General features: G+C 53.4%; 13 protein-coding genes and 1 other annotated feature. Of the genes, 9 read left to right on the top strand and 4 right to left on the bottom strand.

The features are described from left to right. Nucleotides 1-63 precede the first annotated feature (63 nt). Nucleotides 64-1290 carry a YidR family protein gene (locus tag OGY71_RS16450; RefSeq protein WP_286613476.1) on the top strand — a complete coding sequence of 409 codons (1227 nt, stop codon included), beginning with the start codon at nt 64-66 and terminating at the stop codon, nt 1288-1290. A 1-nt stretch (nt 1291) separates the two neighbouring features. On the opposite strand, the gene OGY71_RS16445 is transcribed toward OGY71_RS16450, so the two are convergent. Beyond that, entirely contained in the window at nt 1292-1624 is a 333-nt protein-coding gene (locus OGY71_RS16445; RefSeq protein ID WP_164084788.1) for a YceK/YidQ family lipoprotein, read from the bottom strand. A gap of 238 nt (nt 1625-1862) precedes the next feature. Further along, nucleotides 1863-1934 (top strand) — a sequence feature (ROSE (Repression Of Heat Shock gene Expression) occurs in the 5'-region of heat shock genes and acts as an RNA thermometer to modulate expression.). Between OGY71_RS16445 and ibpA the strand changes: the two genes are divergently transcribed. From ibpA to OGY71_RS16415, 6 genes are all read left to right on the top strand, one after another. Further along, the gene (gene ibpA / locus OGY71_RS16440; RefSeq protein WP_003023882.1) at nt 1928-2341 is read left to right on the top strand and encodes a small heat shock chaperone IbpA; all 414 of its coding nucleotides are present in this window, start codon (nt 1928-1930) and stop codon (nt 2339-2341) included. (Overlaps the previous feature by 7 nt.) 92 nt (nt 2342-2433) lie before the next feature. After that, entirely contained in the window at nt 2434-2862 is a 429-nt protein-coding gene (gene ibpB, locus OGY71_RS16435; protein ID WP_003827096.1) for a small heat shock chaperone IbpB, read from the top strand. A gap of 123 nt (nt 2863-2985) precedes the next feature. Beyond that, nucleotides 2986-4647: a putative transporter gene (locus OGY71_RS16430; RefSeq protein WP_003827099.1), complete on the top strand. Its 1662-nt coding sequence runs from the start codon at nt 2986-2988 to the stop codon at nt 4645-4647. A 185-nt stretch (nt 4648-4832) separates the two neighbouring features. Beyond that, complete coding sequence (locus OGY71_RS16425; protein WP_003023888.1) at nt 4833-5180, top strand: YidH family protein; 348 nt, start codon at nt 4833-4835, stop codon at nt 5178-5180. Then, nucleotides 5170-5532 carry a DUF202 domain-containing protein gene (locus OGY71_RS16420; RefSeq protein ID WP_003827101.1) on the top strand — a complete coding sequence of 121 codons (363 nt, stop codon included), beginning with the start codon at nt 5170-5172 and terminating at the stop codon, nt 5530-5532. Before OGY71_RS16425 ends, OGY71_RS16420 begins: the two co-directional genes overlap by 11 nt. Nucleotides 5533-5546: 14 nt before the next feature. After that, nucleotides 5547-6059 carry a radical SAM protein gene (locus tag OGY71_RS16415; RefSeq protein ID WP_286613475.1) on the top strand — a complete coding sequence of 171 codons (513 nt, stop codon included), beginning with the start codon at nt 5547-5549 and terminating at the stop codon, nt 6057-6059. Between the two features lie 12 nt (nt 6060-6071). Here the strand turns inward: OGY71_RS16415 and dsdA are convergent, their stop codons facing one another. Then, a complete protein-coding gene (dsdA, locus tag OGY71_RS16410) occupies nt 6072-7394 on the bottom strand; it encodes a D-serine ammonia-lyase (RefSeq protein ID WP_003827105.1) in 1323 nt (440 codons plus the stop codon). Between the two features lie 17 nt (nt 7395-7411). After that, nucleotides 7412-8749, bottom strand: coding sequence for a D-serine transporter DsdX (gene dsdX / locus OGY71_RS16405; protein ID WP_126956560.1), 1338 nt, complete (start codon nt 8747-8749; stop codon nt 7412-7414). Between the two features lie 229 nt (nt 8750-8978). Here dsdX and dsdC point away from each other — a divergent pair, with 229 nt between their 5' ends. After that, nucleotides 8979-9905 (top strand): DNA-binding transcriptional regulator DsdC, encoded by a 927-nt coding sequence (gene dsdC, locus OGY71_RS16400; protein ID WP_003827110.1) that lies wholly within the window; start codon nt 8979-8981, stop codon nt 9903-9905. A gap of 78 nt (nt 9906-9983) precedes the next feature. Further along, nucleotides 9984-11066 (top strand): cellulase family glycosylhydrolase, encoded by a 1083-nt coding sequence (locus OGY71_RS16395; RefSeq protein ID WP_286613474.1) that lies wholly within the window; start codon nt 9984-9986, stop codon nt 11064-11066. Here the strand turns inward: OGY71_RS16395 and emrD are convergent. Next, nucleotides 10993-12177 (bottom strand): multidrug efflux MFS transporter EmrD, encoded by a 1185-nt coding sequence (gene emrD, locus OGY71_RS16390; protein WP_218667087.1) that lies wholly within the window; start codon nt 12175-12177, stop codon nt 10993-10995. The genes OGY71_RS16395 and emrD overlap by 74 nt on opposite strands. Nucleotides 12178-12269: the final 92 nt, after the last annotated feature.

Raw genomic sequence — 12269 nt, 5'->3', positions numbered from 1 at the left:
AAGCCTGAAAGTGAAGTGCTTGTGAAGTATGATTGTTTTAATCGTCTTGTATCAGGGCATCCCATGAAGCAAATCACCTTTACGCCGCGTAATCATCAGCTTACCAATATCAACACCTGGACACCGGACAGCCAGTGGCTGGTCTTTGATGTGCGCCCTTCCGGCGCTTCCTTTACCGGTGAAACAATTGAGCGCGTCAATATCCATACTGGCGAGCTGGAGGTGATTTACCGGGCTACTCAGGGATCGCACGTTGGCGTGGTGACCGTTCATCCAAATTCGGAAAAATATGTATTCATTCACGGGCCTGAAAATCCTGATGAAACATGGTATTACGACTTCCATCATCGCCGTGGGGTGATTGTTACGCAGGCTGGGGTGGAGAATCTGGATGCAATGGATATTACTGCGCCCTATACGCCAGGTGCGCTGCGCGGCGGGAGTCATGTGCATGTCTTTAGCCCGAACGGTGAGTTTGTCAGTTTCACCTATAACGACCATGTTCTGCATGAGCGCTCTCCGGCGCTCGATTTACGCAACGTCGGCGTGGCTGCACCGTATGGTCCGGTGAATGTCTCCGCGCAGCATCCCCGTGAATACAGCGGTAGCTACTGGTGTGTGCTGGTGAGCCAGACGACACCAACGCCAAAACCGGGTAGCGATGAGATTAACCGCGCCTATGAAGAGGGCTGGGTTGGAGAAAACAGGCTGGCGTTTATCGGTGATACGCTATCAGCCACTGGCGAGAAAGTACCGGAGCTGTTTATTGTTGATTTGCCACAGGATGAAAGCGGCTGGAAACAGCCGGGGGACGCGCCTCTGGAGGGGACTGACATGACCATTCCTGCGCCGCCATCCGGTATTCGCCAACGCCGTCTGACGTTTACCCATGAGCGCGCCTTTCCGGGGCTGGTGAATCAGCCTCGCCACTGGGTACGCAGTAATCCAAAGGCATCTGAGATTGCGTTTTTAATGCGTGATGACAACGGTATTGTGCAGCTATGGCTGATTTCCCCACAGGGCGGATCGCTGCGTCAGCTTACCCAGTGCGCTACGAATATTCAGTCAGCCTTTAACTGGCACCCATCGGGGAAATGGCTGGGATTTGTACTGGAGAACAGAATTGCCTGTTGTGATGTTCAAACGGGCGAAATTGATTTTTTAACGGAACGTCATGATAACCCGCCGTCGGCCGATGCGATCGTCTTCTCCCCTGATGGTCGACAGGTTGCGTGGATGGAAGACGTCGAGGGTTTCCGCCAGCTGTGGGTGACTGAAACCGGGCGTTAATTTATGGAGCAGACATTTCTGCCGGGGGAATAACGGCGTTCGTGGCCTGGGTTCTCTCCTCGCTCTTTTCTACGCGGGATCTCACCGAGTTATCTTTGCGAAAGAGATCCCAAGGTAGCAATACCGTATCGAGCACCGCGGTAAAAGGCATATCCAGAATCGCCAGCGACTTGGTTCCCCAGTTCGTATCACTTTCGCTAATCATTGTGGCACTGGCTCGCGTGCCAGGATACGTCCCTTCTTTGCCACCTGTATGTGACATGATGCTGGAACAGCCGCTTACAAACACCATCCCACTACACATCGTCAGTGTTACCAACATTTTTTTAATCATCATTTATTCATCTGTATTTATCGTGTTTGCATGGTGAGTTAAAGCGATCCGTTGCGAAAATAACATCACCATTTCGTCGCACTGTGGCGGCCATCGCGATTTAACGAGAACAACTGCTCCCCCCAGTGTATGCAATAGACAACAAACTGCAAAAAAAGTCAGATGAATACGCTTGAAAAGTTTGTATTAAGACCCATTTTTAGAGTGTAGGCAAATGAAGGGCATGCCTGATGGGTGTCCTGGCTACCTGACCTGTCCATGATGGAAGGTCAATATTCTCGCTGATTTCAGGAGCTATTGATTATGCGTAACTTTGATTTATCCCCGCTGTACCGTTCTGCTATTGGTTTTGACCGTCTGTTTAACCTGCTGGAAAACAATCAGGGCCAGAGCAATGGCGGCTACCCTCCGTACAACGTTGAGCTGGTAGACGAAAACCATTACCGCATTGCAATTGCCGTTGCCGGTTTTGCTGAAAGCGAACTGGAAATTACTGCCCAGGACAATCTGCTGGTGGTAAAAGGCGCCCATGCGGACGATCAAAAAGAACGTACTTACCTGTATCAGGGTATTGCCGAGCGCAACTTTGAACGCAAGTTCCAGTTAGCGGAGAACATTCATGTTCGCGGCGCAAACCTGGTAAATGGTCTGCTGTATATCGATCTTGAGCGCGTGATTCCTGAAGCGAACAAACCGCGCCGCATCGAAATCAACTAATTCTGTAGGCCGCTTCAGGCGGCCTTGCTAAGTCATCGGCTTGCCGTCAGGGAGCCGAAAGGTACCTACTCGCTTCTTAGAAGGAGATTATTATGCGTAACTACGATTTATCCCCGCTGCTGCGTCAATGGATCGGTTTTGACAAACTGGCCAATGCCTTGCAAAACACCGGTGAAAGCCAGAGCTTCCCGCCTTATAACATCGAAAAGAGCGATGATAACCACTACCGCATTACCCTTGCGTTAGCCGGTTTCCGCCAGGAAGATCTGGATATTCAACTGGAAGGCACGCGCCTGACAGTGAAAGGTACGCCGCAGCAGCCGGAAAAAGAGACCAAATGGTTGCATCAGGGACTGGTCACTCAGCCGTTCAGCCTGAGCTTTACGCTGGCTGAAAATATGGAGGTCTCCGGCGCAAGCTTCACTAACGGCTTGCTGCATATTGATTTGACCCGGAATGAACCTGAAACCATTGCTCCACAACGTATCGCCATCAGCGAACGTCCCGCATTAGACAGTTAAATAGCTCCATGCCTTTGCCCCGCCAGAAATGACGGGGCTTTTTTGTGCTTTACCACCCATACATTGCGACTGTACTCTGCGAGAATCCATTTACTTAATGATGTTATTCACAGGGAACAGGATATGAGTGATATAGCATTGACGGTCAGCGTTCTGGCATTGGTGGCAGTTGTCGGGTTATGGATCGGCAACATAAAAATACGTGGTGTGGGTTTTGGCATTGGAGGTGTGCTGTTCGGCGGCATTATTGTCGGGCATTTTGTCGATCAGGCAGGGATGACCCTGAGCGGCGACATGCTGCATTTTATTCAGGAATTTGGCCTGATTCTTTTCGTCTACACCATCGGTATTCAGGTGGGGCCGGGCTTTTTTGCGTCACTGCGCGTTTCCGGGCTGCGGCTGAATCTGTTTGCCGTACTGATTGTTATTATGGGTGGCCTGGTCACCGCGATCCTGCATAAGATTTTTGCCATTCCTCTCCCTGTGGTGCTGGGAATATTCTCTGGTGCGGTCACCAACACCCCGGCGTTGGGCGCGGGGCAGCAAATTCTGCGCGATTTGGGTACGCCTGGCGATGTGGTTGACCAGATGGGGATGAGCTATGCCATGGCTTATCCTTTCGGCATTTGCGGAATTTTACTGACCATGTGGCTGATGCGCCTTATTTTCCGCGTTAACGTCGATGCTGAAGCCCAGCAGCATGAATCCACGCTGACCAACGGGCACGCACTGATTCAGACGATGAACATCCGCGTGGAAAACCCAAACATCAACAATATGGCGATTCAGGATGTCCCGATTCTGAACAGCGACAAAATTATCTGCTCGCGTCTGAAACGTGACGAGACATTGATGGTGCCGTCGCCAGGGACAGTTATCCAGTTGGGCGACCTGCTCCACCTGGTCGGGCAGCCTGCTGACCTGCATAACGCGCAGGTGGTGATTGGGCAGGAGGTGGATACATCGCTGTCTACGCGAGGTACCGATTTACGCGTCGAACGCGTGGTGGTGACTAACGAGCAGGTGCTGGGTAAACGTATCCGTGACCTGCACTTTAAAGAACGTTACGACGTGGTGATTTCCCGCCTGAACCGTGCGGGTGTTGAGCTGGTAGCCAGCAGCGACGCCAGCCTGCAATTCGGGGATATCCTCAATCTGGTGGGGCGCCCTTCGTCTATTGATGCCGTTGCCAATGTTGTGGGTAACGCGCAGCAAAAACTGCAGCAAGTGCAGATGCTGCCGGTATTTATCGGTATCGGGCTGGGTGTTCTACTGGGTTCAATCCCGCTGTTCATCCCAGGGTTTCCGGTGGCGTTAAAACTGGGTCTGGCCGGTGGGCCGCTGATTATGGCCTTGATCCTGGGGCGTATTGGCAGCATTGGTAAGCTGTACTGGTTTATGCCTCCCAGTGCTAACCTGGCGCTGCGAGAGTTGGGTATCGTGCTGTTTCTCGCGGTAGTTGGTCTGAAGTCAGGCGGTGATTTTGTCGATACTCTGACACAGGGCGATGGCCTGAGCTGGGTGGGGTACGGTATTTTCATTACTGCGATTCCGCTGATTACCGTGGGTTTGTTAGCTCGTCTATTTGTCAAAATGAACTATCTGACGCTGTGCGGCATGCTGGCTGGCTCAATGACCGATCCCCCGGCTCTGGCGTTTGCTAATAACCTGCATGCTACCAGCGGGGCGGCAGCGCTCTCCTACGCCACCGTTTATCCGCTGGTTATGTTCCTGAGGATTATCACGCCACAGCTGCTGGCGGTGATCTTCTGGGGATTAGGTTAAAACTGACTTATCCGGCCTGCATCTCCTGTAGGCCGGATAAAACGCAACTCACCATCCGGCATTACAAACACCCTCTCTCTTTCCCATTGTCTCATCACCCGACTCGCCCTCTCGTTTGAGAATCAGGTTCATACTCCTTAACTGTTCCGGTATAACGACCAGACAACAATATTTAAGGAGCTGTCATGAAGATTTCTCGCCTTGGAGAAGCACCGGATTATCGCTTCTCACTGGCAAATGAGCGTACTTTTCTGGCGTGGATCCGCACCGCGCTCGGATTTCTGGCGGCGGGGGTTGGCCTTGATCAACTGGCCCCGGATTTTGCCACGCCGGTCATCCGTGAGGCGCTTGCCTTGTTGCTGTGTCTGTTTGCCGGCGGTCTGGCGATCTACGGCTACCTGCGCTGGCTACGTAATGAAAAGGCGATGCGACTGAAAGAGGACTTGCCCTACACCCACAGCCTGCTGATTATCAGTGTCATGCTGACTATTGTGGCGGTGATTGTCATGACGCTGGTGCTGTATGCCGGATAGCCGAAAATCGCGACGCATCGCTGACCCGGGGTTACAACCGGAGCGGACTTCACTTGCCTGGTTTCGCACGTTGTTGGGCTATGGCGCGTTAATGGCGCTGGCGATTAAGCACAACTGGCACCAGGCGGGAGTGCTGTTCTGGATATCGGTAGTTGTGCTGGTGATAGTGGCGATTATCCTCTGGCGCTACACCCGCAGCCGTAATCTGATGGATGTGAGTCATAGCGATTTTTCTGAATCTCGCGCGGTGCGTGACAAATTTATGATCTCCCTCGCGGTGTTATCCCTCGCAATGCTGTTTGCTGTAACGCATGTTCGCCAACTTATCGTATTTATAGGGAATTTTGCATGACAGGATGTGAGAACATGGATGTTAGTGATGATGTTTTAAACGTGGTGATTGACCTTCAGAAGTGTTTACAACCGGTTGAAGTGTACCGTGGTTTGCAACAAGGAAATGTTCGCCTGGTACAATTTATTCCGCTGGTTAAGCACGATGGTTCAGGTCATCTGACAGACGAATCGGTTACGTCTGAGGCGTGGGGCCGATTTTTAATTACGATATTTGATATCTGGGTACGTGAAGATATTAATCAGATATCTATCCAGCTTTTCGATAAAACGCTTCGCCAGTGGTGTGGTCTGACGGCACAGATTGAACGACAGACCATGTCATCAATGAATACGCGTTGCCAGACATGCTCATTGTTTCAGTATTACCACGGTGATTGTCCTGCGTACTGCGAGGAAAATGGAAAGGGCGTGCTGTGTGCAGGCTATCAGGCTTTCTTCAGCCATACCGCACCGCATATGCGCGTGATGCGTGACCTGCTTAAGCAGCATCGCTCACCGATGGAGCTGATGGCGATGCTGCGTTAAGCTCAGCGGTATTTAACGTCCTTTGGCCAGATATTGCGCCATTTCATCTTCCGGGACCATTCCGCCGCCGGTCGCCCACACCAGATGGGTAGCGTTATTGAGCTGATCCGCGCTGAAGCCGTGCATGTGCTGATAGTCAGCAGAGGCGCAAACGTGTTGCGGACCGGCCATCCCTGCCAGCGCTGACGGTTCGAGGCGAATACCTTCTTCCTGCGCCAGCCAGCCCAGCATATCGTACATAGTCTGATCGTCCAGGGTGTACAGACCGTCGAGCAAACGTTCCATTGCCCGGCCAACAAAGCCAGACGCACGGCCGACAGCCAGCCCATCCGCCGCCGTCAGGTTGTCAATGCCAATGTCCTGCACGGAAATCGTATCGTGCAACCCGGTATAAATCCCCAGTAGCATGCACGGTGAATGGGTTGGTTCGGCGAAGAAGCAGTGCACGTTATCGCCAAACGCCAGCTTCAGGCCAAACGCCACGCCGCCAGGGCCACCGCCGACGCCGCATGGCAGGTAAACAAACAGTGGATGGTCTGCATCCACCACGCGCCCCTGCTGGGCAAACTGCGCCTTTAAGCGCTGTCCGGCCACCGCATAGCCTAAAAACAGCGTGCGCGAGTTTTCATCATCGATAAAGAAGCAGTTTGGATCGGACTCCGCCGCCTTACGGCCCTGTTCAACCGCCACGCCGTAATCTTCTTCATACTCCACGACCGTCACACCGTGGCTGCGCAGTTTGGCTTTTTTCCATGCGCGAGCGTCGGCAGACATATGCACCGTCACCTTAAAGCCGATACGGGCGCTCATAATGCCAATCGACATGCCGAGGTTACCGGTGGAGCCTACCGCGATGCTGTACTGGCTGAAGAACTGTTTGAACTCGGGCGAAAGGAGAACGCTGTAATCGTCTTGTGTGGTCAGCAGACCGGCTTCCAGCGCCAGTTTTTCCGCATGGGTCAGTACTTCATAAATGCCACCACGGGCTTTAATCGAACCAGAAATTGGCAGGTGACTGTCTTTCTTCAGCAGAATTTCGCCATTGATGCGCTGCCCATACTCTTTCTCCAGCCGCTTTTGCATGGCCGGAATCGCGGCCAGCTCAGATTCAATAATACCGCCGGTGGCCGCGGTTTCCGGGAATGCCTTTGCCAGGTACGGAGCAAAGCGCGTCAGACGGGCGTGGGCATCCTGAACATCGTGTTCAGTCAGGCCAACGTACGGTAAACCTTCCGCAAGAGAGGTGGTGCCAGGGTTAAACCAGGTCGTCTCCTTGAGAGCGACCAGGTCTTCCACTAAAGGATACTGGGCGATAAGTGTTTGAATATTTTCCATAGTCAGTCTCTTTGCGCTTAAATAATAAAGGAAAGCAGGAATGTGCAAACCAGTGCAATCACGGACGCGATAAATGTCGCGGTCGTATAGTATTTGAACGTCTCATTCAGGGTGGCGCCGCAGTACTGCTTCACCAGCCAGAAGAGGGAATCGGTCACGATCGTGCAGCCAATAGCGCCGGAACCGATGGCAATGGCGATGATCTCCGGGCTAACGTTAGGATAGAGCGGCAGCATCGGTGCCACGATAGCCGTCGCCCCCATCATCGCCACCGTGGCGGAGCCCACTGCGGCATGCAGGATTAACGCCACCAGCCACGCCAGCAGAATCGGGTGCATATGCATGTTCGAGAGGATCAGTGCAAGAGTATCCGCCAGCCCGCTGCTCTTGAGGATAGCGTTGAACGCGCCGCCTGCACCGATAATCAGCAAAATGTTAGCAATGGAGCCAAAACCGTTTTCAGTGTGAGTCAGCAACGTACCCATACCGATGTGCTGACGCAGGCCGAGGATGTAATAGGCCACGAAAACGGCAATAAACATCGCGGTGATCGGGTTACCAATAAACTCCAGCAGCGTATACACCGTGCTGCCTTTCGCCATGTTCAGCTCAGCGACGGTTTTTACCAGCATCAGGCCAATCGGCAGCAGAACGGTAAACAGCGTAGCACCCAGCGACGGTAGCGTACTTTCGTCACGCACTTTAAGGTCAGAAAACTCAGCCGGAACCGGTTTAAACGGCAGACGGTTACCCAGGAATTTCAGGTACAGAGGACCACCGATCAGCGAGGCCATCAAGCCGACCAGTAAGCCGTAGACAATCACCGTGCCAATGTCCGCGCCCAGCTTGTTCGCCACGAACAGGGCAGCCGGATGCGGCGGGACGACGCAGTGCACCGCCATCAGCGCCGTACACAGCGGGATCGCCAGCTTCAGCAGTGAGGTATTGGTCTTTTTGGCAATCGAAAAAGCCAGCGGAATCAACAGCACCACGCCGACTTCCACAAACAGCGTGATCCCGCAAATCAACCCAACCAGTACCATTATGACGTCGGCGGATAGCCAACGGCAGCGCTGGAGCGTCAGGCCAATGCGTTCAGCCGCGCCGGACACTTCCATCATTTTGCCCAGAATGGTCCCAAGGCCGATAACCGCGGCGAGGAAGCCCAGCGTACCGCCGATGCCACTCTCAATGGCATTGACCATATCCAGCGGCCCCATGCCCATCATTGTACCCACGAAGAAGCTGGCTAGCAGCAGCGCCAGAAACGGGTGGAATTTGAACTTCACGATGGTCAAAACGATTAACACGATGCTTATCAGCAGCGTGCTCACAACCCAGATTTGAGAGTGCATAACTCACCTTGCCCTGTGATTAATATAGGGTTATTGGACAAAAATAAGGCATGGTCTGACAAACGATATAAATCCCCCTTCACATGAGCCAGATTGCATCAAATGAGTGATTTATGTCTAATTGCGCTTTGCTTATGCGATATGGTTCACTTTGATTCACCTTTGAGCTGATTTTTGCAGCGAACTTTTTTACACTCCAGCGCATGAATCAGAAGGAAAGGAGGTGAGAATGGATCCCCTACGCGAAGTCAGAAACCGGCTGCTCAACGGCTGGCAGCTGTCAAAGCTGTATACTTTTGAAGTGGCGGCCCGGCATCAGTCGTTTGCGCTGGCAGCAGACGAGCTGTCATTGAGTCCCAGCGCCGTCAGCCATCGCATAAATCAGCTTGAAGATGAGCTTGGCATCCAATTATTTGTTCGTTCTCATCGCAAAGTGGAACTCACTCATGAGGGTAAGCGGGTATTTTGGGCGCTGAAATCGTCACTGGACACGCTCAACCAGGAGATTCTTGATATTAAGAATCAGGAGCTCTCGGGGACGCTCACCGTCTACTCACGGCCTTCTATCGCCCAGTGCTGGCTGGTTCCGGCGCTCGGCGACTTTACCCGTCGCTATCCGTCAATTTCGCTAACCATGTTGACCGGGAACGACAACGTCAATCTACAGCGTGCGGGTATCGATCTCGCCATCTATTTTGACGATGCACCCTCCGCGCAACTCACGCATCACTTCCTGATGGATGAAGAGATCCTGCCGGTGTGCAGCCCGGACTACGCCCGCCGCCATGACCTTACCGGTTCGCTGGTGAATTTGCCGCACTGTACGTTGCTGCACGACAGACAGGCGTGGAGTAACGATTCCGGGACCGATGAGTGGCACAGTTGGGCGCAGCATTTTGCGGCGAATTTGCCGACATCGTCGGGGATTGGTTTTGATCGTTCTGATTTAGCAGTGATTGCGGCAATGAACCATATCGGCGTGGCGATGGGCCGAAAACGGCTGGTGCAAAAACGCCTCGACAGCGGAGAATTGATTGCGCCTTTTGGCGATATGGCGCTGAAATGCCATCAACATTACTACATCACTACGCTGCCCGGCAGGCAGTGGCCGAAAATCGAGGCGTTTATTGGCTGGCTACAGGAGCAGGTTAAATAAGCGGGTCGCGAATATTTTTTACGCTTTCGCTCTACACGGAAAGTGAAAAAGCGTGCTAAATACGTGATATCACTCCTGATGATTTGCGTAAGGACGACCGTGTTAAAGCCGATTGTTTCCCTTTTACTGTTGGCCAGCGCCACCGTGTGTGCCGCGCAACCTGCGTTGACGGCGGCGCAGTATGTGCAGCAGCTTGGGGTTGGGATGGACGTAGATTGGGCGCGTACCGATCGGGGCATCCGTGAATTCGATCCGCTGGTGGTGAGGGATTATAAGGCGAAAGGGTTGACCCACGTGCGCATTCGCGTGGCGGGTGAGCCTACGGAGGCGCGGCTCATTCATCTGCGCAAGCTGGTGGAAGCCTGCGAGCAGTATGGCGTGATCCCGATAATCGCCTATCAGGCTGACGAGTATAAAAAAGACCCCAGTGCCAGTAACGAAAAAGAGGTGGTTAACTGGTGGGTGGCGGTGGCGCATTACTTTGGTCAAAGTTCGCCGTTGCTGGGTTTCGACCTGATATATGAACCCTCTGGTAAGCTCAACCATAATCAGGCGTCGCTCAATAGGGTGTATGACAAAACCATCCGTACCATCCATGCCATCGATCCACAGCGAATGATATTTATCGCGCCGAAACTGCATGCCGCTCCGGAAGATTTGCCCAACCTAAAGTTGCCGCCGCAAAGTCAGAATACCGTGTTGGCTCAATGGCATATCTTCCCGTGGGGGCCGCTGAAAAATAACGGTAAATACCCGTGGACCTCAGGGACAGCGGCAGAAAAGGCCGCCATTCGCGCCCGTATCAATACCGCCATTCACTGGCAGCAGAAAACCGGTCATGTTAGTTGGGTAGGAGGCTGGTCGCCGGGAGAAACCATCAGGAACGCGCCTTCTGCCTCGCAAATGGCGTTTGCCCGCTTTATGGCTTGCGAGCTGAAGAAAGCGAAAATTCCCTATGCTATCAATGCGGATACGCAGTTCTATGATGGTGAGGAAGGGGCATGGCGTCCGGCGCTGGAGCCGTTGTTGAATACCATGATTGCCCCTGAGTGTGAAAAGCCCGGCGAGAAGCCGGGCCATCATACGCTTAAACCGCCTGTCCCTGATGCGACACGCGTGACGCCAGCGGAAGCCAGCAAACAAAAATCAACATCCCCATAAGGGTCATCAGCAGGCCCAGACTGGCTTGCCCGGTCTGCGGCAGCATGGCGGAGAACCACGCCAGCACGCCGGAACCAATGTTTTGTAATCCACCAACCAGCGCACCAGCAGTACCGGCCAGGAACGGAAAAGGCTCCATTGCTCCGCTGGTTGCCAGCGGAAACAGCATCCCGGCGCCGAAGAAAAACAGTGCGGCGGGAACCAGCAGCGTCCAGACGTTCATCACGTCGAACAGACCAGGGATCCACATCATCAAACCGGCGACCAGACAGCAGATAACCGACTGCCACATTAGCGTCGAGAAACGCTTATTCGGGCGACCGGCGAACCAGGCACCAAAAAACGCCGCCGGAATGGGTAGAATAAACAGGATACTGACCACCATGCTGCTTAAGCCGAGACGCGCGCCTAACAACACACCGGAACAGGCTTCGAAGACCGCAACGCCCGCCAGGCCGCCGATCAGCATCAGCACGTAACAGGTGAAAGAGCTGTTGCCAAACAGCGTTTTGTAGCTGGCGATAAGCCGTGGACGCGGAGCACCTGCGGGGCGCGTTTCCGGCATCCAGCGCGCCATGCTAAACGTGACGCCTGCGCACAGCACCAGCAGGAAGATGTAACAGGCACGCCAGTTCCACAGGGTATCCAGCATACCGCCAATCAATGGTGCCAGCAGTGGGCTGACAAGAATCCCCATGTTTAACAGGCTATTAGCGTGGCGTAACTGCGTGCCTTCGTACAGGTCGCGCGGTAACGTTCGCGCCATCACACCGCCGACGCCCGTTCCCATCCCCTGTATTGCGCTGGCGATAATCAATACCGTCAGGCTGTGGGTGGTTATGGCGACCAGCGTAGCCAGCATAAAAATGGACATCCCGGCGAGGATCACCGGGCGGCGGCCAACGCGATCGGAAAGTGGGCCGTAAATCAGTTGTGACAGACCGTAGGTCAACAGATAGGCGGCCATCACGCTTTGCACCGCCCCTTCGCGAACGTTCAGTTCACGCGCCATATCAGCAATCGCGGGGATATAAATGGTTTGCGCCATCTGACCTACCGCCACCAGTAATACCAACATCAACAACAAATTGACGCTTCTATGCCTTTTCATTTCGCTGATTACTTTTAAAAAAGTGAAAAAATAAGAATAAGGTGCTGCACTTTCCCGTAAATGCGCGTGGAATCTACCACAACAGAAAAAGA

Origin of the sequence: Citrobacter sp. Cpo109 (assembly GCF_030332565.1) — a bacterium.
Classification (GTDB): domain Bacteria; phylum Pseudomonadota; class Gammaproteobacteria; order Enterobacterales; family Enterobacteriaceae; genus Citrobacter; species Citrobacter portucalensis.
This window is presented reverse-complemented; position numbering and strand designations above follow the sequence as displayed.